A 25,960-nucleotide genomic window follows, 5' to 3' on the forward strand; every position below is an offset into this window, starting at 1 on the left:
TTTGTTTTTCAGTTGTATAAATAAAATTATCTAAAGTATATTATTGATAAAATTTTTTATATCGGATATTTTGTTTTTACTGATGAATTGGATAAAACTACTCCCGATTATAGCTCCTTTTTGGTGTTTGACAGCTTGTTGAAAAGTGATTTTGTTGCTGATGCCGAAGCCAATTAACTGCTGATTTTTCAAATTCATTCGAGCAATTCTTTCAAAATACTGCAGCTGATTTTCCTCAAATTGGTCTTTGCTCCCGGTTATGCCTGCGCTGCTTACCATATAAATGAAAGCATTGGAATTGTCATCAATAAGTCGGATTCTTTCTTCTGAGGTTTGCGGCGTGATTAGGAATATCATTTGAATGCCATAGGAATCGAAAAGCTTCTTATAATCAGAAAGATAGATTTCCAGCGGTAAGTCCGGGATAATCAAGCCGTCAATTCCTGTTTGCCGGCAGGCTTTCAGGAAGTTTTCTATTCCAAATTGCAGCATTGGGTTGAAATATCCCATAATGATTAACGGAATATCAACAGTGTTTCTGATATCTTTCAATTGCTCGAAAAGTAAAGTTGTAGTCATGCCGTTTTGCAAGGCTTGCATAGAGCTTGATTGTATCGTTGGGCCGTCGGCCAAAGGATCACTGAAAGGCAATCCGATTTCGATAATATCTACCTTGTTTCGGGCTAATTCTTCTATTAAACTTTTAGTGCCATTTAACTTAGTAAAACCTGCTGTAAAATAAATAGATAGAATTTTATTTTTAGCTGATAATTGTTGTTGAATTCGGTTCATTTTTATAAATCAAAATAGTTCGTATAAGTGTTTAAATCTTTGTCGCCGCGCCCGGATAAATTGATTACAACGATGTCTTCCGGTCGGAATTTTTTTTGCTCTAAAACGGCAAAAGCATGAGCGGTTTCTATAGCAGGAATGATGCCTTCGGTTTGGGCTAATGCTATTCCGGCTTGCATTGCTTCTTTGTCGGTTACAGCGATAAATTCAGCTCTTCGGGTTTGGAACAAATGCGCGTGTAGCGGACCAATTCCGGGATAATCCAATCCGGCCGAAATAGAGTAAGGTTCTGTGATTTGTCCGTCATTCGTTTGCATTAATAACGTTTTACTGCCGTGTATAATTCCCATTTTGCCTAATGCTGAGGTGGCAGCACTTTCTCCGCTGTAAATACCTTTCCCGGCGGCTTCTACGGCTATTAATTTTACTTTTTCTTCCTCTAAAAAATGATAAAAAGCACCGGCAGCATTGCTTCCGCCACCAACACAAGCAATAACATAATCGGGGTTTTGGCGGTTTTCTTTTTCCAGTAATTGTTGTTGGATTTCTGCTGAGATTACACTTTGAAAACGTGCCACCATATCCGGATAAGGATGTGGTCCTACCACGGAACCAATGATATAAAAGGTGTCTTCCGGATTGCTGATCCAATCGCGTATGGCTTCGTTGGTGGCGTCTTTCAAGGTTTTTGAGCCTGAAACCGCCGCTCTGACTTCGGCGCCGAGCATTTTCATTCGGGCCACATTTGGAGCTTGACGTTGAATGTCGACTGCTCCCATATACACTATGCATTGCAAACCCATTAAAGCACAGACGGTTGCTGTGGCAACGCCGTGTTGTCCGGCACCGGTTTCGGCGATGATTCGGGTTTTACCTAATCTTTTGGCTAGTAGGATTTGGCCGATGGTGTTGTTGATTTTGTGCGCACCGGTATGGCATAAGTCTTCGCGTTTGAGGTAGATTTTAGCGCCAAATTGCTCTGATAAGCGCTTGGCATAGTAAAGTGGCGTTGGGCGGCCGACATAGTCCCGTAAAAGCGCTTTAAATTCGTCTTGAAATGATGGCTCGTTGCTAAGGGTTAAATACTGTTGGCGCAAGGCTTCTACATTCGGGTAAAGCATTTCAGGGACAAAAGCGCCGCCGAATTCGCCGTAAAAGCCTTTTTCGTTAACGTTGTAAGTGGTTTTCATAGCTGTTCTTTGAGTTTTTTAAGGAATGTTTTTAAGGTTTCGGGATTTTTCTGCCCGGGTTGTGTTTCAAACCTACTGTTGAGGTCGAGTGCAATACAGTGTCGGGCGGATTCAGTTTGGAGGAAAATCTGCAAATCAACAAGGCTTTCGGGTCCGATACCACCACTCAAAAAATACGGTTTGTCGAGATGATATTGTTTCAAAAGCTGCCAATCGAACGCGGTTCCGTTGCCGCCGTAATGATTGCCTTTGGTGTCAAATAAAAAATAGTCGCAATAGTTTATATATGATTCTAAAGTTTTAAAATTAAATTGATTATCTATATTAAATGATTTTATTACTTTAAGTTTTAATAGTTGAACAGAACGGCAAAAATCCGGACTTTCTTCACCATGCAATTGAATGGTTTCCAATTGGTGTTGTCTTGCTTTTTCTTTGATTTCTTTTACTGTTGCATTGACAAAAACGCCGACTTTGGCAATCGATTTTTCCAAGCTCGGAATTTCGTTTTCCAACAAGCGAGGCGATTTATCGTAAAAAATAAAGCCTAAATAATCGGGTTGTAAAGCTGCTATTTCTTTACTGTTTTCAGGGTATTTCATACCGCATATTTTAATTTTCATACCGCTTTCAATTGTTGTAGTAGTGTGGCTAATTCGGCTCCGGGATTATTGGTTTTCATAAAAGCTTCACCCATCAAAAAGCCATTAAATCCGGCACTTTTGAGTAGTTTGATTTCCGCTGCTGTGTGTAAGCCGCTTTCAGAAATCTTTACAACATTAATCGGGATTTTATCAACTAAGGCTAAACTGGTGTCCAAACGCACTTCAAACGTTTTGAGATTTCTGTTGTTCACGCCAATCATATCCAATTCGGGTATCAGACTTTTATCCAATTCCGCTTGGTTGTGGACTTCCAGCAGCACTTCCAAGGCGATGGAATGCGCAAAAGCAGCGAGGGTTTTTATTTCTGATTGGGTCAAAACCGCGGCAATCAGTAAAATGGCATCGGCACCATACGCTTTGGATTCCAAGATTTGGTATTCGTCGACAATGAATTCTTTGCGCAACAAAGGTGTTTTGACGCTGGCTTTTGCTAGTAAAAAATCGTCTAAAGAACCACCAAAAAAGTTAGTGTCTGTCAATACTGAGATTCCACTTGCTCCGGCATCTTCGTAGCCTTTAACGACATCTTCCAAGAATAAATTGTGGTTGATAGTAGCTTTGGATGGAGAACGGCGTTTGTGTTCGGCTATAATCCCGAATGGCGAATGCAATACGGATTTGCTCAATGAAGTAGTTCGGCTGTTGAATAGCGCTGTATTTTCCAATTGGTTTGCCGAGACAAGGCTTTTCTTTAAAACTACTTCTCGTTTTTTCTGTACTATGATTTGGTCTAAGATGTTCATGTTAACTGGCTGATTTTTTGAAGTTTTTGTAATTTTTCTAAGGCTTTTCCGGATTGTAAACTGGCTTCCGCTTTGGCAAAAGCTTCAGGAATACTGCAGTTTTCCACTGTGGCGATGGCTAAAGCTGCATTGGCGCAAACAGCATTTTGTTGGGCTTTGGTGCCGTTACCGGAAATGATATTCTTAAAAATTTCAGCCGATTCTGCTACAGTAGTGCCGCCTTTTAGGTCTTCAAGTGCCACCGGCTTAAGATGGAAATCGGAGGCATTGATCATACTATCTCTGGCCTTGGTGATGATTTTGGCATCGGCGGTTAGTGAAATTTCATCAAAACCGTCTAAAGCGTGAAGAATGGTGTAATTAACTGAGGTGTTTTGGTACAGATAAGCATACATACGGGCTAATTCTAAACTGAAAACACCTACCAATTGATGTTTTGGAAACGACGGATTGACCATTGGTCCTAACATATTAAAAAAGGTTTTAACGCCTAATTCTTTTCGAATCGGACCAACGTTTTTCATCGCCGGATGGAATAACGGCGCGTGTAAAATGGCGATATTGGCTTCTTCCAAACATTTGGTTAAAAAGGCTTTATCATTGCTGAATTTCACGCCCAAAGTTTCCATTACATTGCTGGAGCCGGATATAGAAGAAACGCCGTAGTTGCCGTGTTTGGCGACATGAATTCCAGCGCCTGCAGTGACAAATGATGCCAAAGTAGAAATGTTGAACGTGTCTTTGCCATCACCGCCGGTACCACACAAATCGATGGTGTTGTAAACCGAAAAATCGATGGCAATGCAGAGTTCTAATAAGGCTTCTCGAAAACCGGAAAGTTCTTCAATTGTGATGTTTCGCATCATATAAACCGTTAAAAATGATGCAATTTGACTCGGATTGTACTGTCCGTTAGAAATGTTGACTAAAACGGTTTTGGCTTCCTCTTTACTGAGGGTTTCGTGATTGATTAATCGTTGGAGTATGGGTTTCATAATTCTTAGTTTAGGTGAACTGCCGAAGTGTCGACAGCATAATAAAGTTACTGTCGACGTTGGGCAGACAGTAAACTAAGCGTTAAGCCAGTTTTTTAAGATGGTTTTGCCGTGTGGTGTAAGTACGCTTTCGGGATGGAATTGAACGCCTTTAACGTCAAGCGTTTTGTGTCGGAGCGACATGATTTGGCCGTTTTTGTCGGTGGAAGTGATTTCTAAAACCTCCGGAAAATCAGCGGTGTTAACTACCCATGAATGGTAGCGGCCGACTTCAAATTCTGACGGTAAATCTTTAAAAAGGGATTCATCGGTAACGGTTGGGTTGACTGTAGTTGCCACGCCGTGGTAGACTTTCTCTAAATTGATTAGGTTACCACCAAAAACTTCGCCTATGGCTTGTTGGCCCAAACAAACGCCTAAGATACTTTTGGTAGCGGCGTATTGAGCAATGATGGGTTTGAGTAAACCGGCTTCATCGGGTATACCCGGACCGGGAGAAAGAAGGATTTTATCGAAAGAGTCCAATTCTTCCAATTCGAGTTCGTCGTTGCGAAAGACAGTCACCGTGGCGTTCAAATCTTCCAGATAATGAACCAAATTATAAGTGAAGCTGTCGTAATTGTCGATAACGGCTATTTTCATGTTGTAAAGTTAAAGGGTTTCTGCTAATTCTAATGCTTTATTTAACGCGTTTAGTTTGTTGTAAACTTCTTGTGTTTCGTTGACTTCCGAAGAACTTTCCACAATTCCGGCACCGGCTTGATAATGCAATTGGTGGTTTTTACTAAGGAAAGTGCGAATCATAATGGCGTGATTAAAGTTGCCTTCGAAGTCCATAAAACCAATGGCGCCGCCGTAAAAACTTCGGTTGACAGGTTCTATTTTTTCAATTAATTGCATCGCTTTGTATTTTGGAGCGCCACTTAAAGTACCGGCAGGAAAAGTATTCGCTACCAAAGTCATAGTGTTTTCTTTTAAATGACCGCTGACTTTAGAGACGAGGTGGATCACATGCGAAAAAAATTGGACTTCTTTGTATTTTTCCAGCGTAACCTTGTCACAATTTCGGCTTAAATCATTTCGTGCTAAATCAACCAACATTACGTGTTCGCTGTTTTCTTTCGGATCTTCGGCTAGTTTTTTGGCGAGTGCGGCATCTTGTTCGTCGTTACCGGTTCGCAAAAATGTTCCGGCTATCGGATGGATTTCGGCTCGATTGTTTTTGATGATCAATTGGGCTTCGGGCGAAGAACCGAAAATCTTGAAGTTGCCATAATCGAAATAAAACAAATAGGGTGAAGGATTGATGTTGCGCAAGGCTCGATACACGTTGAATTCATCGCCTTTGAAGGCTTGGGTAAATCTTCGGGACAAGACCAATTGGAATACGTCGCCACGATGACAGTGTTTTTTGGCTAAAGTAACCATCGCTTTGAATTCGGCATCGTTTAAGTTTGACTGCACATTGCCCTCTTTAAAGAAACGGAAACTGGCAAAGGCTTTGGTTTGTATTAGTTTTTCGATTTCGGCGGTATTATCCGAATTATCGGTGCTGTGGCAAAAAATATAGGCTTCGTTTTTGAAATGGTTAATCGCGATGATGTTTTGATATACAGCGTAATACAAATCGGGTAAAGTCAAATCACCGTCTTTTTTACTGATGTTTATTTTGTCGAAATAACGCACGGCATCATAACCGATATAGCCAAATAAACCGTTGTTGATGAATTTAAAGGGATTGGGTTCGGGTTTGAATTGTTTCACAAAAGTTGCTAATTCCCGAATGATATCAGTTTCAGGAGTAACAGTACCGACAGTCGTTTTGCCATCGGGAAAAGATTGGGTTAGGCTATTGTTTTCTAATTTGATAAACGCTAACGGGTTGCAACAGATGTAGGAGAAACTGTTGTCTGAAGCATGATAATCGCTGCTTTCCAACAATATGCTATTGGGGAATTTGTCGCGAATTTTCAAATAAACACTCACCGGTGTAAGCGTGTCGGCTAAAATTGATTTGTAACGAGTGTGAAGCGGATAATTTTTCATAGTGTAATTTTTGGGCATAAAAAAAGGCTTGTCGTGAATGACAAGCCTTTTTGGATATTTAGATTTTAAAATATACTCATAGCGGACCAATTCACGACGTTCGACGTAAAGTATTCCACCACCAAGTATTGTTTAAAATGTTGTTCATTGTGAATGATTTTTGACAAAGTTAGCCAAGTGCCTTTGAATATCCAAACAGAAAATAAAAAAAACCTCGAAAAATCGAGGTTTTGATTTCATAACAATGTTTCCCGTAATTAGAATTGTAAGCTTACTTTCAATTCAAATTCATCATAGATGGTTTTGTCTCCTAAACCTTCGAAGAAACTTTTAGAACCGTATTTGATATCGTATTTAGCGCGATCAACCACTACAGTTGCAGTAGCGTTGTTTCCTTTAACGTTCAAGTCGAAGTTAACCGGTTTGGTAATACCTTTGATGGTTAAATCGGCTGTAACTCCGTATACTCCGTTTCCTTTATCAGCAATTTTAGTGAATTTTAAAGTAGCTGTTTTGAATTTGTCAGTACCAAAGAAATCATCAGCTTTCAAGTGACCGTCTAATTTAGCTTTCCATTCTCCGGTTAAGTCAGTAGTGTTGATAGAAGTCATATCTACTGTAAAGTTACCTCCGGCTACATTTTTACCTTTAAAAATCAACATCCCTTCTTGGAAATTGATGGTTCCGCTGTGTTCTCCTGTTACTTTTTTACCAACCCAGTTGATGGTACTTTTTTCAACGTTGATTTTTTTGTTTTGAGCTGTAGCAGATGAAACACCGAAAGCTACGAATAGGGCAAGAGCAATAGTTTTTAAATTTTTCATTGTAAGTAATTTTTAGTTATTGATTATAAATTGATAAATAATTCTTGTTCTGATTTGCGCACTTTAGCATAGCTTTGAGTGGCGTCTTCTGCGTGACGGTAACCGATAGTAGCGATAAGACTTGCGTTTAAACCTTTTTCATTTAAACTTAGAATTTCATTTACTTTTTCCGGTTCAAAACCTTCCATAGGCGTGACGTCAATGTTTAACTCGGCTGCAGCATTCAATAAGTTACCTAAAGCTAAATAGGTTTGCTTAGAAGTCCAAATATTTTTTTGTTCAGTTGTTAGTGAGTTGATTTTCGATTTCATGAAGTCGCCATAGCCTTGTAAAGCATCTAATGGTAAGCTTCTGGTTTCGGCTACATTGTTTAGATAAGCATCGATTTCAGCATTTCCAATATTAGTAACATTAGCAAATACCAAAACATGAGAAGCATCAACCAGTTGTGCTTGTCCCCAGGCGGCCGGCTGTAATTGAGCTCTTAATTCAGGGTTTTCTACCAAAATAACTTGGTAAGGTTGTAAACCGTATGAAGAAGCGCTCAACCGGATAGCATCTTTTAGGGTTTGTAAATCGGCATCCGATACTTTTTTAGTAGCATCGAATTTTTTGGTGGCATAACGCCAATTGGCATTTTTTATAAAGTTACTCATAGCAATATATAATTAAATTAAAGTTCTGTATTTTTCTAATAGTGTATTCAATAGAATTATTTCATCTTCGGTAAGATTGTTAGCGAATAACTTTTCGTGTTCGTCTACTTTCGGATCCAATTCGGTTAGTAAGTCTAAGCCTTTTTGGGTGATGAGGACTTCTATTTTACGACGGTTATCCGGACATACATTACGGGTTACCAAATCCTTCAATAAGAGTTTGTCAATCAATCGGGTAGTGTTGCTGTTTTTGGCTAACATGCGCTCTTGTATAATACACATATTGGCCGGATTCCCTTTTTGTCCTCTTAAAATACGCAATACATTGTATTGTTCGCCTGATAAATCGTAAGGTTTCAGAATTTCGTTGAACTTGTCATTAACCACGTTTTGGGTGTACATGACATTTAAAATCACCTTTTTGGCATTTTTCAACGCTACATTTGATTTTATGACTTCCTCGATTTTCATAATTACTATTACAATATTTGTAGGTACAAATGTAAAAACATTTTTATTTGTATATACAAGTGTTTTGTTATTTTTTTGTTAATTTTTAAAAACACCCAACGGAATAGGCGAGAAATGGTTTTTGCTCAACCAAGAAATGCTTTATCTTTGTTAAGTTAATATTTTATAATGATGAACTTATCACAGCAAGATTGGAAGACGCAATTGGATAGAGATCCGGATGCCGTTATTTTAGATGTCAGAACAGCAGAAGAATGTAGCGAAGGATATATTCCCAAAGCCATCAATATTGATATATATAAAGGACAAGGCTTTATTTATGCGGTAGACGAATTGGATAAATCCAAAAACTATTATGTGTATTGTAAAGCCGGAGGGCGTAGTGCACAAGCTTGTCAGATTATGAATCAAATGGGATTTGAAAACACCTATAATCTTGATGGTGGTTTTATGAATTGGAAAGGCGATGTGGCTTTTTCAAACGAAGACTAACCTATGAATATCCCGGCTTCAAATAAACCTAGAGTGGTAATAATCGGCGGCGGTTTTGCCGGTTTAGCTTTGGCCAAAAAACTCAAGAATAAAAACGTTCAAGTGGTTTTGCTGGACAAACACAATTACCATACTTTTCAGCCGTTGTTGTATCAGGTTGCCACAGGAGGCTTGGAAGCCGGATCTATTGCCTATCCGATTCGAAAGGTAATTCAAGAATACCCTGATTTTTATTTCAGGCTTACAGCTATCAAAGAAATAGATACCCAAGAAAAGAAAGTCATTTCCGAGATAGGCGATTTGCATTACGATTATTTGGTGATTGCCACCGGTTCCAAAACCAATTATTTCGGGAATAAAGAGATTGAGCGCAACGCCATGTCTATGAAAACCATTCCGCAATCGTTAAATATTCGCAGTTTGATTTTGGAAAATTTTGAACAAGCTGTTTTGCAACGGGAAGATAGCGAAAAGCGTTTATTGATGAACTTTGTATTGGTAGGTGCCGGGCCAACCGGAGTCGAATTAGCCGGTGCTTTGGCCGAAATGAAAAAAGCCATATTGCAAAAAGATTACCCCGATTTAGACATCTCCAAGATGGAAATCAATTTGATTCAAAGTGGCGACCGAATTCTGAACACGATGAGCGAAAAATCATCGGCCGCATCCGAAGCTTTTTTAACCGGTTTGGGCGTGAAAGTATGGAAAAATGTACGAGTAACTAATTACGACGGACGGACAGTTACCACCAATTCCGATGTGACTTTTGAAACCGCTACCGTAATTTGGACTGCCGGAGTACAGGGTGCCGCTATTCGCGGTTTAAAAGCAGAGGCTTTACTCGAAAAAGTAGAACGCATTAAGGTAAACGAATTCAATCAAGTGAAAGGATATGAAGATATTTTTGCCATAGGTGATATCGCGCTGATGGAAACACCCGATTATCCGCTAGGACATCCCATGATGGCTCAGCCGGCTATTCAGCAAGGCCAACTTCTCGGAGACAATTTAATCCGATTGATTGGTGGCCGAATCATGACACCTTTTCAATACCACGACAAAGGTTCGATGGCAACCATCGGCAGGAATTTGGCCGTAGTAGATTTGCCCAAATACCATTTTAACGGCATTTTTGCTTGGTTTGTTTGGATGTTTGTGCATCTGTTTTCTTTAATCGGTTTTAAAAACAAAGCGGTTGTTTTTATGAATTGGGTATACAATTACATTCGTTTTGACCGCGAAGGCAGATTAATTGTACGGCCGTACAAAAAAAGAAGTTTTACCACCTTTACCAGCGATGAAATTTAACCATGAAGAAACTTCTTTTAATACTAGTTGCTTTAGTTTTAGTTTCCTGTAAATCGTCTTATTTAAGTTCGAAAAAATCAGCAGTATTGCTTGATATCAATCAAGAGAAAGACGACAATACTTTTGTTAATCTGAAAAACTACAGCCGTGATTTTGTCTTCGACATGAAATATGCCACAGCGGATAATTTTCTTAAAGAACAAGTTTATCCTTGCGATGAGTGTTTTCTCAGGGTTAAAACCATAAAGGCTTTATTGCAAGCCAACCAAGCGTTTATTGAAAAAGGCTATCGAATTAAGTTATACGATTGTTACCGACCATTAGCCATCCAAAAAAAGATGTGGAAAATAGTGCCGAATCCCACTTATGTAGCCAATCCGAAGAAAGGGTCCATACACAATAAAGGCGGTGCGGTTGATATTACTTTGGTGGATTCCTTGGGTGTAGAATTAAATATGGGTACCGGTTTTGATTTCTTTGGTCCTGAGGCCGGACACAATTACACTGATCTTTCGGCGGAAATTTTAGCCAATCGACAATTGTTAAAAAGTATAATGCTGCAATACAATTTCAAATCTTTCGATTCGGAGTGGTGGCATTACAATTTGAACAACAGTGCAACCGATGAAGTTTCTAATTTAAAATGGCGTTGTGAAGATTAGTTTTCAATGCATTTTAAGTTCTGGATGAAATAGTTTTCAGGCTCGTATTTCACTTTGTCCATTTCCGCAACTAATTCTGTTCTGAACGGATAATCTACCGTTTCTCCGGCAAATCTTACCCGCATAAAAGTCACGGGAGATGTCCTTAAATCTTCGTAGTTTTCTCTGGCAAATACAAAACTTCCGGTCATAACCCGATTGTTAATATTGCCTTCACCAACAACTAAAGTACCGCAAGTATCAGCACCGGCATGCAATAAGGTTACGATTTTACCATTGCTCAATTGCAGGTAAATTTTCGAGTTACTGTCGAAACAAGTAGCTTTAATAAATTCTTTGCTTCTCTGTAAGAACTGCGCTTCTAATCCTAACACACCATTGTTACTGGTGAGTGAAAAAAAGATGTCGGTTGAGTTTCCGGCAAAACTGCGTTCAAAAACAATATAGGCTTTGGTGGATTTAAAAGTGCCTAAACTGTCGGCTATATTCTGGTCTATTTCGCAAGGTTTCTGGGCAAAAGCGGCAACATTGAAAAGCAGTAGTATGGCAAAAAACAATCGTTTCATATCTCGGTTATAATTTGCTGCAAAGTAAAACTATTTTGTGGTTATTCACATCAGTGGTAAAAAAACTATAACAATTTCCTCCGTCGTTAATTTTCCATTTTTTGCGGATGTTTTCCACCGTATCGGGAAAGTTTCTAATAGTGATGTTTGCCTTTTGGTTCCCTAATAGTTTCATTTCCGTTTTGTTATAAGGGACAGTTTGGTCTATGGCAAATACTCTTCCGGGAAACTCAATTAAGGTGTCAGAAGTGTATAAATGCGAATGCGGATGGAGTTTTTTGAGTTTGAATTGTGCTGAAATCCAGTCAAAGCCGCCCGATTTCATGATGGCGGCATTGGGTTCGTACAAATAGGTTTTCGGTTCGCTATATTCGGCTACTGCAACTGAATTCCATTCAAAAGAAAAGGTTTCCGTTTTCTCTTTAGTGAGGTTGATCGTTCTGATTTTCGGATTACCTATCCAATTTTTTTCAATAATCCACAACAATTCTTTGACTTCGTTTTCGAGTGCTACTATGTGTATGGCTTTTACATTTTGCAGTTCGCTCAAACCGGCCGTAATGTCTAAGATTGGTGCGGTTTTTATCATCAAGTTAGAAGTGAAGCGATAATAAAAATCGAGTTTCTCGGGTACATTGGGCAAGCAATCCTTCAGCATAAAAACTTTTCCTTTGGCTTCATTTCTTCGCGACGGATCAATGTATAACCAATCGAATGACTTATTCAGATTTGTTAAAGTAACTTCGCTGTCGCCTGAAACACACTCGATATTGGAAACGCCCATTTGCTCAAAGTTATGCTGTACAATCTTGGATAAATCGATGTCAATTTCACAATGGGTTACATTTAGGAAGCGTTGGGCAAAGTAAAAATCATCCACTCCAAAACCACCACTCAGGTCGATTAAGTTTTTACCTGAAATCAAATCCGATTTGTAACGGGCTGTTTTTTCGGAAGAAGTTTGTTCCACAGAAACCTTACTCGGATAGTAAATATTCGGCGTTTTAAACCAGCTGGGCAATTTGGTTATTGCTTTTTGTTTGGCGGCAATTTGTTGTAATATCAGCGTCCAATTGGTTTCCGGAAACGGATTTTTTTGCAAGGCCAATTGGGTAATGTTTGCCGAAATGTTTTGGTTGATAAAGTCCTGGACAACCTGCGTCAGTATGGAATGATCCATGCTAAATATCTTTAGTGAGCAATTGGATGATTTTATTTTCGGGATAAAATTCTTTGCCGAAAACTTTCAGTATGGTGTAGAGCGGAATGGCAATAATCATTCCGATGATACCAAAAAGATAGCCAACGATTAACACGATTAAAAAAATTTCTAGCGGATGCGAACTCACACTTTTGGAAAAAATAAGCGGCGAGGTGACATTGTTGTCTATCAATTGTACAATCCAAAATCCTACCATAACATAAATGGTAAGTGGCAGCATTTGAGTTTGAAAATCACTTCCTAAGTTTCCAAGCATAGTTAAAATAGCCGCAATTACCGAGGCGATTAGCGGTCCGATATAAGGAATGATATTCAAAACAGCACATAAAAAAGCAATTACTACTGCGTTTTGAACTCCGAAAATTAAAAGCACAATGAGGTACAACAGAAAAACAATGGAGAGTTGGATTAACAGCCCGATAAAGTAGCGAGATAGCAAAGTGTAAATTTTGTCCAGTGAATTCAAAATCTTTTCTTCTTGCGCATCAGGAATCAGTTGTTTGGCACTTACGATAAATGCCACCCGATCTTTCAAGAAAAAGAAAGTGATAAAAAGTACCGATACTACGCCAATCCCAAAAGAGCTTATGGTGCTGATTATTGCATTGAAAAGGTTAGGAATAAAACTGAAATTCAATTTAGAACTGAGATCAGCTTCTTTAAAAAGAGAATCGGAATTGATGTTGTGGCTTTCTAAAAACAGCGCAATTTTATTGAGTAGTTCCAATAAGTTTTTTTCAATTTCAGCGGTATTGAGTAAGGAAAGATTGTTGCCCTGGTCGGCTATTAAAGGCACAAACATCAACAGTATCCCGAAAATCATCAATAAAAAAATGCCTAAAGTGGCTATGGTAGCAGCAAGATGATTGAATTTTAATCTTCTTTTAAAAAAATCAAGAATCGGATTTCCAATCAAAGTGAGTATAAAGGCAACCACCAAATAAATCAGTACAGCCTGAATTTGATACAGAAAATATAAGCCTAAGGCGGCCAATACCATTATGCCGACACCTTTAGCAATTCCCAGTGCAATAGTTTTTGAGGTAATCATGATTTTTAATTTGGTTTAAAAGTAAAAAAAAACTCGTCCGGTTACGAATAACCAAACGAGTTTTTCCAATTATATAATTTAAAATTATGGCTGCGCGAAAGAGAATCTGGCTCCACCTGAAATAAAGATAGCATCGATTCTGGATTTTTGACCGGCAGTAAACATGTACATACCTCTGTCATCGGTGTAATCCATATAATTCATGGTCATTTCAACCGGCGCTCCGGTACAAGTGCTGTAGTGCGGATAGGTTGGTACCCCGTAGTTGGCTGTGTTGTGTGTAGGTGTATCGGCTACTAAATCGCTACCGCAAGTAGCATCACCCCAAATGTGACGTAAGTTCAACCAGTGTCCTACTTCGTGAGTAGCCGTTCTTCCTAAGTTATAAGGATATGAGGCTCCGGTGTTGCTGGTTACCCCTACATATTTAGAATCAACGACAACACCATCAGTAGCAGAAGCGCCTCCTGGGAATTGTGCATAACCCAAGATACCACCGCCAATGGTACAAACCCAAAAGTTTAATTTGGTTGTTGGAGATGTTGGGTTGATTCCACCTTGTTTAGATTTCTTCATAGCATCTCTGGTTCCCCAAGAGGTTTTGGTTGTTGATTTTCTGATTACCTGATCTAAGACAAACGTAATTCCAACATTGGCTTTAACTCCGGAAAACAAAGCCGGTACCTGATTGAAGTCGGCGTTAGCAGCATTAAAATCAGCGTTCAATACATCTAACTGTGATTGTAATTGTGCATTTGAAATATTCTCAGCGGCAGTTCTGTACAATACGTTGAAAACAACCGGAATTTCAATTTTACCGTTTACCAAACGACCTTGTTGTATAGCGTTTTCAGTAAAAGCTTCAATTTCATTCATTTTGATAGCCAAGCTAGGGTTCTCTTGCAATTGTCTTTCTAAAACTTCATGAGAGACACAAGTTCTTTTGGCTACTCTGGCCTCAGTGTTATTGCTTTTTTCGTCTTCTTGACAAGAAAACAACAACAATAAGCCTGCTAGTGATAAACAGATTTTTTTCATAATTCTATAATTATTTGGTTAAATAGTTATTGCAATTTTATAGAATTACTTTTTTAAATAAAAATAATGTAAAGTAAGTTTTCAACAAATCGATGAACACCACTCTTTTTTAAGAAGAATGACAATCGAAATGCTAAAAAAGAAAGAAAAAGATTAGTTGTTGAAAATGTAGTTTAAAATATTAGCACCCATTTTTAGTGCTTTTTCCCGAACGTCTTTAGGGTCGTTGTGAACTTCCGGATCTTCCCAACCGTCACCCAAATCGCATTCGAATGTGTATAACAACACCAAACGATTCTCTACAAAAATCCCGAAAGCCTGTGGTCTTTTGTTGTCGTGCTCATGGATTTTGGGTAAACCCGAAGCGAAAACATTGGGTTTTTGAAAAATAGCATGATTGCCCGGAATTTCTATCAAGTCCTGATTTGGAAAGATGCGTTTGATTTCACGGCGAATGTATTGGTCCATACCGTAATTGTCATCAACATGTAAAAAGCCGCCGGAAAGCAAGTAGTTTCTCAGATTCACAATGTCGGCATCGCTGAAAACCACATTGCCGTGACCGGTCATGTGTACAAATGGATAGCCAAAAATGTCCGGACTTCCCGGTTCAACCGTAGCCGGTTTGGCTTTGATATTGGTGTTAATAGTTTGATTGGCAAACTTGATTAAGTTTGGTAAAGAGGTCGGATTCGCATACCAATCGCCACCGCCATTGTATTTTAACAGTGCAATTTCCTGAGCGAATCCCATGGAAGTGACCAATAAAAAAAGCAACCCTATTTTTTTCATAAATCTGAAATCAAAAATCGTTAATCTTCATTCTTAAATACCACACTATGACAAGCCACTACCGCTGCTGTTTCTGTTCGCAATCGCGTTTGTCCCAAAGATACCGGAATAAAATGATGTTCGAGTGCCGATTGGATTTCTTTAACAGAAAAATCGCCTTCCGGTCCAATTAAAATCACCACATCTTTTTGCGATTGCAACTCATTTTTCAGCGATTTTTTATCGGTTTCTTCGCAATGGGCAATGAATTTTTGTCCGCTGAATTCTTTTTTGAGAAATTCTTTAAAGCTAACAGGTTCATTCAACTTAGGAAGATAATAGTGTAATGATTGTTTCATGGCACTTTCCAAAATCTTCTGAAATCTGTCGGTTTTGATGACTTTTCGCTCTGAATGTTCGCAAATAATGGGTGTGATTTCCTGAATGCCGATTTCAGTAGCTTTTTCCAAAAACCATTCGTAGCGCTCATTCATTTTGGTAGGCGCTACTGCTAAATGCAATCGGTATTTTGGTGGTTCTTGACGCTCGAAAGTGTTGATTTTAACTGTGCATTTATTATCGGAAGCCAAAGTGATTTCGGTGGTAAATAAAAATCCCAATCCGTTGGTGACAAACAAAATATCGCCTTCTTTTTTGCGCAAGACTTTTACGATGTGCTTGCTTTCTTCTTTGTCAAAAACAAAAGAAGTGGCGGTTTCATTGATACTGGGATTGTAAAATAGTTGCATGACTTAAAATTCAATTCGGGCTTTAGAAACTACAGTCGAATCGGTAAATTGATCTTGTAAATATTTTTGATAGCCCACAATGCCAATCATCGCGGCATTGTCGGTTGTGTATTCAAATTTCGGAATGTAGGTTTTCCAACCGTATTTACCTTCAGCGGCTTTCAGCGTATTTCGAATCCCTGAGTTGGCCGAAACTCCGCCGCCAATAGCGATTTGCTTTATACCGGTTTGTGCTACGGCCATTTTCAACTTGTCCATCAAAATTTCGATAATGATGTTTTGAACTGAAGCGCAAATGTCGTGTTTGTTTTCTTCCACAAAATTAGGGTTGGCTTGTACATTTTTCTGTATGAAGTACAAAATTTGGGTTTTTAAGCCCGAAAAACTAAAGTCTAAGCCGTCTACTTTAGGTTTGGTAAAAGCGAATTTTTTCGGATTTCCTTCTTTGGCAAATTGGTCAATCAACGGACCGCCGGGATAGGGAAGTCCTAATATTTTAGCGGTTTTGTCAAAAGCTTCGCCCACAGCATCGTCGGTAGTTTCGCCTATGATGTCCATCGAAAAATAATCGTTCACTTGTACAATTTGAGTATGTCCGCCCGAAATGGTCAACGCCAAAAACGGAAATTCGGGTTTGTCAAAACCTTCTTCGTCTATAAAATGCGCCAAAATATGGGCTTGCATGTGGTTAACAGCTATCAGCGGAATGTGCAGCGCCATCGCCAATGATTTGGCAAAAGATGCACCAACCAACAATGAACCCATTAAACCCGGACCTTGCGTAAAGGCAATGGCTGAGAGTTGTTCTTTGGTAATTCCGGCTTTTCTTAACGCTACGTCTATGACAGGAACGATATTTTGTTGGTGTGCCCGTGAAGCCAATTCCGGTATCACACCGCCGTATTCTTCGTGTATGCTTTGTCTGGCTACCACGTTAGACAACACTTTGTTGTTGCGTAAAACCGCAGCCGCAGTATCATCACACGAACTTTCAATGGCCAGAATAAAAACTTCTTCGGTATGCATAAAAGGCACAAATTTTGATTTATATTTGACAAGCCTACAAAAAATCAAAAGTACTGATTTTTTGCAAAGGTAATTTTCTTTCCTAAGTCAGTACACCATTTGGAAAAAAATAAAAAAAATAACAAGCTCATCAAAGTCAGAAAGATTGTATTGCGCACCTTAGCTGTGTTGCTGTTACTGTTGCTATTGTTGGCTTTTGCGCTTTCCCTTCCGGTGGTTCAAACTAAAATTGCCCATTACGCTACGGATAAACTCAATAAAGATTTTGGTACGAATATCAACATCGACGAAGTAGCGATTACCGTTTTTGGCGGTGTTAAGCTCAAAACCGTTTTGGTGTTAGACCATCACAAGGATACGCTGATTTACGCCGACAGGATTAAAACCAGTATTTTAGATTTTAAGAATTTAGTCGATGGTAAACTCCGATTCGGTGATTTGCGATTTGATGCATTAACCTTGAACATCGTTAACTATAAAAAGGAAAAAGACACCAACTTGGATTTGTTTGTCGCCGCTTTTGACGATGGCAAGCCGGGTTCCGGGAAGTTTTTAATGACTTCAGGAAATGTATACATCAAGAATTCCCATTTTACCATAACCGATTACAACAGAGCCGTTCCGAAAGATGCCGATTTTACCAAACTCAATGCGCATCTGAAACAATTCAAAATCAAAGGACCGAATGTAACGGCACAAATTGCTGAAATGTCTTTTCAAGATCATCGCGGTTTGTATGTGAAAAATTTGACTTCCGATTTTGGGTATACTAAGAGAAACATCAGTTTGGAGAATTTAACACTCAAAACCGATGAATCCTATTTAGAAGGCAAGGTTATTTTAAGTTACAGCCGAGAAAACAAAGACTTCAGCAACTTCAATAACAAAGTGGTTTTTGACGTTGCCTTGGATAAAGCAACTATCGCTACTAACGATATTCGTCATTTTTATGCCGAATTAGGAAAGAATAAAACCTTCTTTTTAAAATCGAAAATCAAAGGTACGCTCAATAATTTTGTAGCGACTAATTTGTATTTAAGAGACGATAAAAACTCGATTATTCGAGGAGATGTCAATTTTAAAAATCTATTTCCGCGCAGTCCGGGTGCGTTTTATATGAAGGGTGATTTTGATAAAATATCTTCCAACTACAACAATTTGACAAAGTTATTGCCCAACATACTCGGCAAGAAATTGCCAACGTCTTTACAAAAATTCGGACAGTTTCAATTCACAGGCGAAGCGGAAGTGACTCAAAAACACATCAATGCTGATTTCGTTATGAATACGGCTCTAGGATTAGTGGAATCCAGTTTAAAAATGTCTAATATCGATAACATCGACAATGCCCAATACAAAGGCTATGTTATCCTTGACAATTTTGACATCGGAACGTTAATTAACGACAAAACCGTTGGCCGAGCGAGCCTCGATTTGGATATAGAAGGCCAAGGATTTACCCAGAAATACCTCAATACTTCTTTTGTAGGCGATATTTACAAGTTGAAATTCAACAACTACAATTACAGCAATATCATAGTCGACGGGAAGTTCAAGCAACCTATATTCTCCGGAAAAGTGATTGCTAATGATCCTAATTTGTACATGGATTTCAACGGAACGGTAGATTTATCGGCCAAAGAAAACATTTATGATTTCCACAGTAAAATCGATTATGTCAATCTGGACAAACTCAACTTCCTTAAAGACTCCATTGCGGTTTTCAAAGGCGATATTGTAGTGAAAGCTACCGGGAATTCGTTTGACAATCTCAAAGGGAATTTGGTGTTGAGCAATGCGTCTTATCAGAATAAAAAAGACATTTATTTCGTCGATTTATTGGAAGTCAATTCGAGTTTCGATACCAACGGCGAAAGAACCATCATTGTCAATTCGCCCGATGCCATTCAAGGCGCAGTGGTTGGTAAATATAAATTCAATCAGGTACAAAAAATGGTGGAAAACTCGTTGGGAAGTTTTTATGCCAATTACAAGCCCAATAAGGTTTTACCGGGACAATACCTGAAATTCAATTTCGACATCAACAGTAAAATAATCGAAATCTTTAATCCCGATATTTCGCTCTCGGCCAACACCCAATTAAAAGGAAATATCGGCTCCGACAGTAAAAACTTCAACCTTGATTTTAATTCGAAGCAAGTCGTTGCTTATGAGAATGTTTTCGACAATGTCACTTTGCAAGTCGACAACCAAAATCCGTTGTACAACGCTTATGTTCAATTGGATTCTATCAAAACGAAGCATTACAAAATCAGGGATTTCAGTATGATTAATACCTTTGCTAATGATACTTTGCAGTTTAGAACCGAGTTCAAAGGCGGTAAAAAAGGACTGGATTTTTACAACCTGAATTTTTACCATACCATCAACAACGAAAACAAAAATGTGGTTGGTTTCACCAAATCGGAGTTGCAGTTCAAAGACTATCTTTGGTACCTAAATGAAAAAGATGATTTGAAGGAAAATAAAATTGTTTTCGATAAAAAGCTGACCAATTTCTCTTTCCAAGATTTAATCCTTTCACACGAAAATCAAAGCATCAATTTTGTAGGCTTGATTGCAGATAAAGTCAATAAAGATCTACAGTTGTCTTTTAAAGATGTCAATTTGAATAAAGTCACACCCGACGTCGACAAGTTTCGTTTCGACGGTATTTTGGACGGGAAAGTCAACTTCAAACAAACCAATACGGTCTTTCAGCCAACATCAACCTTGCAAATCGACAGTTTATCTGTCAACGGCATTGCTTTAGGTAAACTGAATTTGGATATTTCAGGTGATGAATCGCTCAAGAAGTTTTACCTGACTTCCAATCTGGAAAATGATAATTTTGATTCCTTTGAAGCCGACGGTAAATTGGAAATTGTAGACGATCAAACTTTGTTGGATGTTGATTTGAGTTTTGACAAATTCAATTTGGGGATATTGAGTAAAATTGGCGGCGATGTAATTACCAATATTCGCGGATTTGCCTCAGGAAATGCTCGAATTGACGGAAATATCAATAGTTTGGATTACAACGGTCGACTCTTTATCAACGAAGCCGGACTAACGATACCGTATTTGAATACCGATTACCAATTTGTAAACAATTCCATAGTTGACGTAACCGAAAACAAATTCATCATACGTGAAACCACGATCACCGATACCAAATTTGATACACAAGGCAGTTTGAGTGGCTTTATCAAACACAAACAGTTTGGCGATTGGCAGTTGGATTTGGCTGTTAATTCCAATCGATTGTTAGCGTTGAACACCAAAGACCACGAAGATGCGGCTTATTTTGGTCAGGCATTTATGAATGGTTCGGCTACCATCAAAGGACCAACCGAAAGTTTAATGATTACCGTTAATGCCGAATCAGCGAAAGGTACCGATGTTAAAATTCCGATTAATGAAGCTGAGTCTGTAGAAGAAAATAGTTTTATCCATTTCAAAACGCCGGCTGAGAAAAACAAGAACAATAAGGATAAATTAGCGCTGAACAAAAAGTATAATGGTCTCGAATTAGATTTCAATTTTGAGATTACCAAAGATGCCGATATTGAAGTGATTTTGAACCGCGATTCCGGACACGGAATGAAAGGCAAAGGATACGGAACTTTATTGTTCCGTATCAATACGATGGGTAAGTTTGAGATGTTTGGTGATTTTATAGCCTTAGAAGGTTCGTATAATTTTAAATATGGTGGTTTAATCGATAAGAAATTTGAAGTTAAAAAAGGCGGTTCTATCATTTGGGCCGGTGATCCGATGGCGGCTACACTGAATTTAGAAGCGGTTTATGTGACTACAGCCAATCCGGCAGTTTTGATTGACAATCCGTCGTTTAACAAAAAAATTGACGTAGAAGTAGTCATTGGTGTGAAAGGAAATTTAGCCAGTCCGGAACCCGATTTCAATATCAATTTCCCCAATGTCAGTAGTTCGCTTAAATCCGAAATTCAATACCAACTCGATGACAAAGACAAGCGCCAAACCCAAGCGTTGTACCTATTGTCTACCGGTAGTTTCTTGAGTCAGGATGGTGTAAACCAAAACCAATTGTCTAATAATTTATACGAAAAGGCGAGTAGTTTATTTAAAGATATTTTCTCAGGCGATAACGACAAGATTTCTATTGCGCCCGAATATGTAGTGGCCGACAGAACTGCTACCGGACAACAAACCGATGGTCGTATCGGAGTAACTGTTTCTTCTAAAATCAACGACCGTATTACTGTTAACGGAAAAGTAGGCGTTCCGGTTGGCGGCATTACCGAAACCGCCATTGTAGGCGATGTGGAAGTGCAATACAGAGTAAACGAAGACGGAACTTTGAATCTGAGAGTCTTCAACAAAGAAAACGACATTACTTATATAGGTCAAGGGATTGGATACACCCAAGGAATCGGTATGTCTTATGAAGTCGATTTTGATACGATGAAAGAACTCATCAACAGAATCTTCAAAAAGGCAAAAATTGATAGGGTCAAAACAGCCAACCACGACGACCACGATTCCGATATGTTTCCTGAGGGCATGAACATGAAATCGAAAAAAGCAGAAGAAAAGGACAAAAAGAAACCCGAACCATCCTCAAACAAAGAAGCTGTTCCTACCGAAGATTAACTTTTCACTTTCTTTTCATCATAACAAACTAAAAACTTATCAACGAAAACGATTGAATTTTAGTCATATTATTAATATCTTGATAATATGGGTAAAAAACTACTGTCTCTTTGCTAATTTTACATTTTAATACATCAATTATGTCTAAAAATATAAAAAAGATAGGAGTGTTAACTTCCGGAGGTGATTCACCGGGAATGAATGCTGCTATCCGTTCAGTAGTTAGAACTTGTGCCTACCACAATGTAGAATGTATCGGTATTTACCGAGGCTATCAAGGTATGATTGAAGGCGATTTTAAAGAAATGGGTCCGCGTAGTGTGAACAATATCGTAAACAAAGGCGGAACTATTTTAAAATCGGCACGTTCTAAGGAATTTATGACACCGGAAGGCCGTCAAAAAGCTTATCAAAATTTGAAAACTGCCGGTGTAGATGCTTTAGTAGTTATTGGTGGTGACGGTTCTTTTACCGGAGCGGAAGTCTTTAATAATGAATTCGATTTTCCGGTGATGGGTATACCAGGGACTATTGATAACGACATTTTCGGAACCAGTCACACTCTAGGATATGACACTGCTTTGAATACCGTTGTTGAGGTTATCGATAAAATCAGAGACACCGCCAGTTCCCACAATCGTTTGTTTTTTGTAGAAGTTATGGGTCGCGATGCCGGTCACATTGCCTTGAACGCCGGAATCGGTGCCGGGGCAGAAGAAATTCTGATTCCTGAAGAAGATTTAGGATTAGACCGTTTGTTAGATTCATTAAAGAAAAGCAAAGCTTCCGGAAAATCATCGAGTATCGTAGTGATTGCCGAAGGTGATAAAATTGGTAAAAACGTATTTGAATTGAAAGATTATGTAGAAGCCAATTTGCCGGAATACGACGTTCGTGTTTCCGTTTTAGGACACATGCAACGCGGTGGCGCGCCTTCGTGTTTTGACCGCGTTTTAGCGTCGCGTTTAGGCGTAAAAGCAGTAGAATCTTTGTTAGAAGGGAAAACCAATTTTATGGTTGGCTTGCTTGCCGATAAAGTAGCCTTGACTCCATTAGAACAAGCCATCAAAGGTCATTCGGAAATCGACAAAGAGTTGTTGCGTGTATCCGACATCATGACCACTTAGTCAACAGCAAAACCAAAAATCAATAACAATAATAATTTAATCAGTAATACAGATAAAATGTCAAAAGTAAAATTAGGAATTAACGGTTTCGGAAGAATTGGAAGAATTGTTTTCAGAGAAACTTTTAACAGAGATAATGTAGAAGTAGTAGCCATCAACGATTTATTAGATGTAGATCATTTGGCTTATTTATTAAAATACGATTCGGTTCACGGGCGTTTCAACGGTAAAGTGGAAGTAAAAGACGGAAAGTTGTATGTAAACGATAAATTCATCCGCGTAACTGCCGAGAGAGATCCGAAATTAATCCAATGGGATGACGCTTCCGTTGATGTGGATGTAGTGGCCGAATGTACCGGCTTTTTCACCACTTTGGAAACAGCTCAAGCGCACATCGCCGGAGGTGCTAAAAAAGTAGTGATTTCTGCGCCGTCTGCCGATGCTCCTATGTTTGTAATGGGTGTGAACCACCACGAAGCAAAAGCTACTGATACTGTAGTATCTAATGCTTCATGTACCACCAACTGTTTGGCACCTTTGGCCAAAGTAATCAACGATAATTTCGGAATTGTAGAAGGATTAATGACTACCGTTCACGCCACTACTTCAACTCAAATGACTGCCGACGGACCTTCTCGTAAAGATTGGAGAGGCGGACGTGCTGCCAGCGTAAATATCATTCCTTCTTCTACCGGAGCAGCTAAAGCTGTTGGAAAAGTAATCCCGTCGTTAAACGGAAAATTAACCGGAATGTCTTTTCGTGTACCAACTGTAGACGTTTCTGTGGTAGACTTAACCGTGAAATTAGCCAAAGAAACCAGCTACGAAGACATCATGGCAGTATTGAAAAAAGCTTCTGAAAACGAAATGAAAGGTATTTTAGGATTTACGGAAGACGATGTGGTTTCACAAGATTTTGTCGGCGATGCCAGAACCTCTATTGTAGACGCTAAAGCCGGAATCGGTTTGAATTCAACGTTCTTCAAATTGGTTTCTTGGTACGATAACGAATACGGTTATTCCAGTAAGTTAATCGATTTATCGGTACATATTGCCAACTTATAATAACTGAAATCCCGTCTGCAGTTTTGTGGACGGGATTTTTTATACCTAACAAACAACCAAACCGAAATAATAAAGAGAATTAAGTTTTATGATTTGAGACTCATATCAATTCGTAACTCCTAATTCGTAATGCTTAATTCATTATGAAATTACTAGTTGACAGCGGATCTACCAAAGCCGATTGGATTGCCATAGACGATAACGGTAAAGTGCTTTTTACAACCCAATCTTTAGGATTAAATCCGGAAGTGCTGAACGAAGAAGAAATCATCCATCGCTTAGACGATAAATTCGATATCGAACACAACAAAGACAAAGCCACACATTTGTTCTTTTACGGTGCCGGTTGCGGTACCGACAGAATGAAAAACTTTTTGACCAAAGTATTCGAAAACTATTTTTCCAATGCGGTGGTTTCTGTACACGAAGATACATATGCGGCAGTCTATGCCACAACGCCTAAAGACGAAGAAGCGATTGTTTGTATTTTAGGAACGGGTTCTAACTGCAGTTACTTTGACGGTAAAGTATTGCACCAAAAAGTACAATCGTTAGGCTATATTGCCATGGATGATTGCTCCGGAAATCGTTTCGGACGTCATTTGATTCGCGGGTATTACTTCGGAAAAATGCCGGCCGATTTGGCTAAGGAATTTGAAGAAGAATACAATGTCGATCCGGATTACATCAAAGCCAATTTGTACAAAGAACCGAATCCAAACGCGTATTTAGCAACTTTCGCCAAGTTTTTAATCAAACACAAAGACACCGAGTTCTGTCAGAAGTTCATCAAAGCAGAAATGACTGATTTTGTGGAAAACTACATCATGCAGTTTGATAATTGTACCAAAGTACCGGTGCATTTTGTAGGCTCGATTGCATTTTATTTGAAAGACGAATTGGAGCAAGTACTCAACAGTTACGGTATCCAATTAGGCAATGTGTTACGCCGCCCGATTGACGGTTTGATTGCTTACCACATTCTGAATAAATAATCATTTTAAAGTCCCGATTCGTCGGGATTTTTTATTTTTACTAAAAATTATACTATGGAAATAGCCATTATAGCACACGACGGCAAAAAGGCTGATATGGTGCAGTTTATCAATAAAAACAAGCACATACTGGAGAAAGAGAATATCAAACTTATTGCTACCGGAACTACTGGTGGTAAAGTAGAAGCCGTTGGGATTAAAGTCAAAAAAATGCTGTCCGGACCTTTAGGTGGTGATGCGCAAATAGCCGCGCGTGTAGCCGAAGGCAAAACCAAAATGGTCTTATTCTTCAAAGATCCGAATTCAAGCCATCCGCACGAACCCGACATCAACATGCTCATCCGGATTTGTGATGTGCATAACATTCCTTTGGCTACTAACGAAGCCACCGCTCAGCTATTATTGTTGGGATTGGATGAGGTTAAGTAATAAAAAAATCCTTTGTGCTAAACAAAGGATTTTTTTTATTTAGTTGAATTTTGAAAGCTATTTAACAGCGATCATCGAAATTTCTACATTCACATTTTTAGGCAAACAAGCCACTTGAACCGTTTCTCTGGCCGGCGCAGTAGCTTCGTCAAAATAACTGCCGTAAACTGCGTTAATGCGGGCAAAGTCGCCCATATTCATAATGAAAATGGTTGTTTTAACTACATCGGCAAAAGTCATATCGGCGGCAGCTAAAACGGCTTTCATGTTTTCCATTACTTGTTTGGTTTCGGTTTCAATATCGTCTAAAACCAATTCCATTGTATTTGGGTCTAAAGCAATCTGCCCTGAAGTATACAAAGTATTGTCTATTAAAACGGCTTGATTATACGGACCAATCGGCGCCGGTGCTTTATCGGTAAAAATTATTTTTTTCATAATA

26 protein-coding genes are annotated in these 25,960 nt (G+C 38.9%); 8 read left to right on the forward strand and 18 right to left on the reverse strand.

All coding sequences use genetic code 11. The annotated features are described in order from the left end of the window. Nucleotides 1–30: 30 nt before the first annotated feature. The 10 genes from trpA to SK086_RS09445 all read right to left on the reverse strand — a co-directional run bounded on the left by trpA (nucleotide 31) and on the right by SK086_RS09445 (nucleotide 8,382). Nucleotides 31–792: a tryptophan synthase subunit alpha gene (gene trpA, locus SK086_RS09400; protein WP_324691188.1), complete on the reverse strand. Its 762-nt coding sequence runs from the start codon at nucleotides 790–792 to the stop codon at nucleotides 31–33. 2 nt (nucleotides 793–794) lie between these two features. Next, complete coding sequence (gene trpB, locus SK086_RS09405; RefSeq protein ID WP_324691190.1) at nucleotides 795–1,982, reverse strand: tryptophan synthase subunit beta; 1,188 nt, start codon at nucleotides 1,980–1,982, stop codon at nucleotides 795–797. Continuing rightward, nucleotides 1,979–2,605 (reverse strand): phosphoribosylanthranilate isomerase, encoded by a 627-nt coding sequence (locus tag SK086_RS09410; protein WP_324691192.1) that lies wholly within the window; start codon nucleotides 2,603–2,605, stop codon nucleotides 1,979–1,981. Before SK086_RS09410 ends, trpB begins: the two co-directional genes overlap by 4 nt. Then, the gene (gene trpC / locus SK086_RS09415; RefSeq protein ID WP_324691194.1) at nucleotides 2,602–3,390 is read right to left on the reverse strand and encodes an indole-3-glycerol phosphate synthase TrpC; all 789 of its coding nucleotides are present in this window, start codon (nucleotides 3,388–3,390) and stop codon (nucleotides 2,602–2,604) included. Before trpC ends, SK086_RS09410 begins: the two co-directional genes overlap by 4 nt. Beyond that, a complete protein-coding gene (gene trpD, locus SK086_RS09420) occupies nucleotides 3,387–4,385 on the reverse strand; it encodes an anthranilate phosphoribosyltransferase (protein WP_324691197.1) in 999 nt (332 codons plus the stop codon). Before trpD ends, trpC begins: the two co-directional genes overlap by 4 nt. 75 nt (nucleotides 4,386–4,460) lie before the next feature. Further along, nucleotides 4,461–5,027, reverse strand: a complete 567-nt coding sequence (locus SK086_RS09425; protein WP_324691199.1) for an anthranilate synthase component II — start codon at nucleotides 5,025–5,027, stop codon at nucleotides 4,461–4,463. Nucleotides 5,028–5,036: 9 nt separating this feature from the next. Continuing rightward, the gene (locus tag SK086_RS09430) at nucleotides 5,037–6,431 is read right to left on the reverse strand and encodes an anthranilate synthase component I family protein (protein ID WP_324691200.1); all 1,395 of its coding nucleotides are present in this window, start codon (nucleotides 6,429–6,431) and stop codon (nucleotides 5,037–5,039) included. Nucleotides 6,432–6,688: 257 nt separating this feature from the next. Then, nucleotides 6,689–7,255, reverse strand: a complete 567-nt coding sequence (locus SK086_RS09435) for a YceI family protein (RefSeq protein ID WP_290872946.1) — start codon at nucleotides 7,253–7,255, stop codon at nucleotides 6,689–6,691. Between the two features lie 23 nt (nucleotides 7,256–7,278). Beyond that, nucleotides 7,279–7,911 carry an NAD(P)H-dependent oxidoreductase gene (locus tag SK086_RS09440; protein WP_324691206.1) on the reverse strand — a complete coding sequence of 211 codons (633 nt, stop codon included), beginning with the start codon at nucleotides 7,909–7,911 and terminating at the stop codon, nucleotides 7,279–7,281. Nucleotides 7,912–7,923: 12 nt separating this feature from the next. Further along, entirely contained in the window at nucleotides 7,924–8,382 is a 459-nt protein-coding gene (locus SK086_RS09445) for a MarR family winged helix-turn-helix transcriptional regulator (RefSeq protein ID WP_324691209.1), read from the reverse strand. Between the two features lie 171 nt (nucleotides 8,383–8,553). Between SK086_RS09445 and SK086_RS09450 the strand changes: the two genes are divergently transcribed. Genes SK086_RS09450 through SK086_RS09460 form a run of 3 tightly spaced genes read left to right on the forward strand, consistent with a single transcriptional unit; the run spans nucleotide 8,554 to nucleotide 10,844 of the window. Continuing rightward, complete coding sequence (locus SK086_RS09450) at nucleotides 8,554–8,874, forward strand: rhodanese-like domain-containing protein (RefSeq protein ID WP_324691325.1); 321 nt, start codon at nucleotides 8,554–8,556, stop codon at nucleotides 8,872–8,874. 3 nt (nucleotides 8,875–8,877) lie between these two features. After that, entirely contained in the window at nucleotides 8,878–10,182 is a 1,305-nt protein-coding gene (locus SK086_RS09455) for an NAD(P)/FAD-dependent oxidoreductase (protein WP_324691211.1), read from the forward strand. Nucleotides 10,183–10,184: 2 nt separating this feature from the next. After that, nucleotides 10,185–10,844 (forward strand): M15 family metallopeptidase, encoded by a 660-nt coding sequence (locus SK086_RS09460; RefSeq protein ID WP_324691213.1) that lies wholly within the window; start codon nucleotides 10,185–10,187, stop codon nucleotides 10,842–10,844. On the opposite strand, the gene SK086_RS09465 is transcribed toward SK086_RS09460, so the two are convergent. The 7 genes from SK086_RS09465 to tsaD form a co-directional block, all read right to left on the reverse strand. Then, nucleotides 10,841–11,410, reverse strand: coding sequence for a hypothetical protein (locus SK086_RS09465; RefSeq protein ID WP_324691215.1), 570 nt, complete (start codon nucleotides 11,408–11,410; stop codon nucleotides 10,841–10,843). The two genes, SK086_RS09460 and SK086_RS09465, sit on opposite strands and share 4 nt — an antisense overlap. A 7-nt stretch (nucleotides 11,411–11,417) precedes the next feature. Then, on the reverse strand, nucleotides 11,418–12,590 hold the full coding sequence (locus tag SK086_RS09470) for a class I SAM-dependent methyltransferase (RefSeq protein WP_324691216.1): 1,173 nt from the start codon (nucleotides 12,588–12,590) through the stop codon (nucleotides 11,418–11,420). A gap of 1 nt (nucleotide 12,591) precedes the next feature. Continuing rightward, complete coding sequence (locus SK086_RS09475) at nucleotides 12,592–13,683, reverse strand: AI-2E family transporter (protein WP_324691218.1); 1,092 nt, start codon at nucleotides 13,681–13,683, stop codon at nucleotides 12,592–12,594. Nucleotides 13,684–13,767: 84 nt separating this feature from the next. Beyond that, nucleotides 13,768–14,721: a zinc metalloprotease gene (locus SK086_RS09480; RefSeq protein WP_290872919.1), complete on the reverse strand. Its 954-nt coding sequence runs from the start codon at nucleotides 14,719–14,721 to the stop codon at nucleotides 13,768–13,770. A 153-nt stretch (nucleotides 14,722–14,874) separates the two neighbouring features. Beyond that, complete coding sequence (locus SK086_RS09485) at nucleotides 14,875–15,513, reverse strand: DUF4159 domain-containing protein (RefSeq protein ID WP_324691219.1); 639 nt, start codon at nucleotides 15,511–15,513, stop codon at nucleotides 14,875–14,877. Nucleotides 15,514–15,533: 20 nt separating this feature from the next. Beyond that, a complete protein-coding gene (locus SK086_RS09490) occupies nucleotides 15,534–16,241 on the reverse strand; it encodes a 16S rRNA (uracil(1498)-N(3))-methyltransferase (protein WP_324691221.1) in 708 nt (235 codons plus the stop codon). A gap of 3 nt (nucleotides 16,242–16,244) precedes the next feature. Then, the gene (gene tsaD / locus SK086_RS09495) at nucleotides 16,245–17,267 is read right to left on the reverse strand and encodes a tRNA (adenosine(37)-N6)-threonylcarbamoyltransferase complex transferase subunit TsaD (RefSeq protein ID WP_324691222.1); all 1,023 of its coding nucleotides are present in this window, start codon (nucleotides 17,265–17,267) and stop codon (nucleotides 16,245–16,247) included. 99 nt (nucleotides 17,268–17,366) lie between these two features. Between tsaD and SK086_RS09500 the strand changes: the two genes are divergently transcribed. The 5 genes from SK086_RS09500 to SK086_RS09520 all read left to right on the forward strand — a co-directional run bounded on the left by SK086_RS09500 (nucleotide 17,367) and on the right by SK086_RS09520 (nucleotide 25,518). Then, on the forward strand, nucleotides 17,367–21,902 hold the full coding sequence (locus SK086_RS09500) for a translocation/assembly module TamB domain-containing protein (protein ID WP_324691223.1): 4,536 nt from the start codon (nucleotides 17,367–17,369) through the stop codon (nucleotides 21,900–21,902). 140 nt (nucleotides 21,903–22,042) lie between these two features. Then, nucleotides 22,043–23,029 carry a 6-phosphofructokinase gene (gene pfkA / locus SK086_RS09505; protein ID WP_290872904.1) on the forward strand — a complete coding sequence of 329 codons (987 nt, stop codon included), beginning with the start codon at nucleotides 22,043–22,045 and terminating at the stop codon, nucleotides 23,027–23,029. Nucleotides 23,030–23,086: 57 nt separating this feature from the next. Next, nucleotides 23,087–24,094, forward strand: a complete 1,008-nt coding sequence (gene gap / locus SK086_RS09510) for a type I glyceraldehyde-3-phosphate dehydrogenase (protein WP_324691225.1) — start codon at nucleotides 23,087–23,089, stop codon at nucleotides 24,092–24,094. 143 nt (nucleotides 24,095–24,237) lie between these two features. Then, nucleotides 24,238–25,089 (forward strand): BadF/BadG/BcrA/BcrD ATPase family protein, encoded by an 852-nt coding sequence (locus SK086_RS09515; RefSeq protein ID WP_290875960.1) that lies wholly within the window; start codon nucleotides 24,238–24,240, stop codon nucleotides 25,087–25,089. Nucleotides 25,090–25,143: 54 nt separating this feature from the next. Continuing rightward, on the forward strand, nucleotides 25,144–25,518 hold the full coding sequence (locus tag SK086_RS09520) for a methylglyoxal synthase (RefSeq protein ID WP_290875958.1): 375 nt from the start codon (nucleotides 25,144–25,146) through the stop codon (nucleotides 25,516–25,518). Between the two features lie 57 nt (nucleotides 25,519–25,575). Here SK086_RS09520 and SK086_RS09525 read toward each other — a convergent pair whose 3' ends face one another. Continuing rightward, nucleotides 25,576–25,956 carry a RidA family protein gene (locus SK086_RS09525; protein WP_324691227.1) on the reverse strand — a complete coding sequence of 127 codons (381 nt, stop codon included), beginning with the start codon at nucleotides 25,954–25,956 and terminating at the stop codon, nucleotides 25,576–25,578. Between the last annotated feature and the right edge of the window lie 4 nt (nucleotides 25,957–25,960).

The organism is Flavobacterium cheonhonense (assembly GCF_035671315.1).
Lineage (GTDB): Bacteria > Bacteroidota > Bacteroidia > Flavobacteriales > Flavobacteriaceae > Flavobacterium > Flavobacterium cheonhonense.

What these genes read in the sequence shown, in the direction of transcription:
- trpA (WP_324691188.1), bottom strand. Translation starts at nt 792, where the DNA reads ATGAACCGAATTCAACAACAATTATCAGCTAAAAATAAAATTCTATCT.
- trpB (WP_324691190.1), bottom strand. Translation starts at nt 1,982, where the DNA reads ATGAAAACCACTTACAACGTTAACGAAAAAGGCTTTTACGGCGAATTC.
- SK086_RS09410 (WP_324691192.1), bottom strand. Translation starts at nt 2,605, where the DNA reads ATGAAAATTAAAATATGCGGTATGAAATACCCTGAAAACAGTAAAGAA.
- trpC (WP_324691194.1), bottom strand. Translation starts at nt 3,390, where the DNA reads ATGAACATCTTAGACCAAATCATAGTACAGAAAAAACGAGAAGTAGTT.
- trpD (WP_324691197.1), bottom strand. Translation starts at nt 4,385, where the DNA reads ATGAAACCCATACTCCAACGATTAATCAATCACGAAACCCTCAGTAAA.
- SK086_RS09425 (WP_324691199.1), bottom strand. Translation starts at nt 5,027, where the DNA reads ATGAAAATAGCCGTTATCGACAATTACGACAGCTTCACTTATAATTTG.
- SK086_RS09430 (WP_324691200.1), bottom strand. Translation starts at nt 6,431, where the DNA reads ATGAAAAATTATCCGCTTCACACTCGTTACAAATCAATTTTAGCCGAC.
- SK086_RS09435 (WP_290872946.1), bottom strand. Translation starts at nt 7,255, where the DNA reads ATGAAAAATTTAAAAACTATTGCTCTTGCCCTATTCGTAGCTTTCGGT.
- SK086_RS09440 (WP_324691206.1), bottom strand. Translation starts at nt 7,911, where the DNA reads ATGAGTAACTTTATAAAAAATGCCAATTGGCGTTATGCCACCAAAAAA.
- SK086_RS09445 (WP_324691209.1), bottom strand. Translation starts at nt 8,382, where the DNA reads ATGAAAATCGAGGAAGTCATAAAATCAAATGTAGCGTTGAAAAATGCC.
- SK086_RS09450 (WP_324691325.1), top strand. Translation starts at nt 8,554, where the DNA reads ATGAACTTATCACAGCAAGATTGGAAGACGCAATTGGATAGAGATCCG.
- SK086_RS09455 (WP_324691211.1), top strand. Translation starts at nt 8,878, where the DNA reads ATGAATATCCCGGCTTCAAATAAACCTAGAGTGGTAATAATCGGCGGC.
- SK086_RS09460 (WP_324691213.1), top strand. Translation starts at nt 10,185, where the DNA reads ATGAAGAAACTTCTTTTAATACTAGTTGCTTTAGTTTTAGTTTCCTGT.
- SK086_RS09465 (WP_324691215.1), bottom strand. Translation starts at nt 11,410, where the DNA reads ATGAAACGATTGTTTTTTGCCATACTACTGCTTTTCAATGTTGCCGCT.
- SK086_RS09470 (WP_324691216.1), bottom strand. Translation starts at nt 12,590, where the DNA reads ATGGATCATTCCATACTGACGCAGGTTGTCCAGGACTTTATCAACCAA.
- SK086_RS09475 (WP_324691218.1), bottom strand. Translation starts at nt 13,683, where the DNA reads ATGATTACCTCAAAAACTATTGCACTGGGAATTGCTAAAGGTGTCGGC.
- SK086_RS09480 (WP_290872919.1), bottom strand. Translation starts at nt 14,721, where the DNA reads ATGAAAAAAATCTGTTTATCACTAGCAGGCTTATTGTTGTTGTTTTCT.
- SK086_RS09485 (WP_324691219.1), bottom strand. Translation starts at nt 15,513, where the DNA reads ATGAAAAAAATAGGGTTGCTTTTTTTATTGGTCACTTCCATGGGATTC.
- SK086_RS09490 (WP_324691221.1), bottom strand. Translation starts at nt 16,241, where the DNA reads ATGCAACTATTTTACAATCCCAGTATCAATGAAACCGCCACTTCTTTT.
- tsaD (WP_324691222.1), bottom strand. Translation starts at nt 17,267, where the DNA reads ATGCATACCGAAGAAGTTTTTATTCTGGCCATTGAAAGTTCGTGTGAT.
- pfkA (WP_290872904.1), top strand. Translation starts at nt 22,043, where the DNA reads ATGTCTAAAAATATAAAAAAGATAGGAGTGTTAACTTCCGGAGGTGAT.
- gap (WP_324691225.1), top strand. Translation starts at nt 23,087, where the DNA reads ATGTCAAAAGTAAAATTAGGAATTAACGGTTTCGGAAGAATTGGAAGA.
- SK086_RS09515 (WP_290875960.1), top strand. Translation starts at nt 24,238, where the DNA reads ATGAAATTACTAGTTGACAGCGGATCTACCAAAGCCGATTGGATTGCC.
- SK086_RS09520 (WP_290875958.1), top strand. Translation starts at nt 25,144, where the DNA reads ATGGAAATAGCCATTATAGCACACGACGGCAAAAAGGCTGATATGGTG.
- SK086_RS09525 (WP_324691227.1), bottom strand. Translation starts at nt 25,956, where the DNA reads ATGAAAAAAATAATTTTTACCGATAAAGCACCGGCGCCGATTGGTCCG.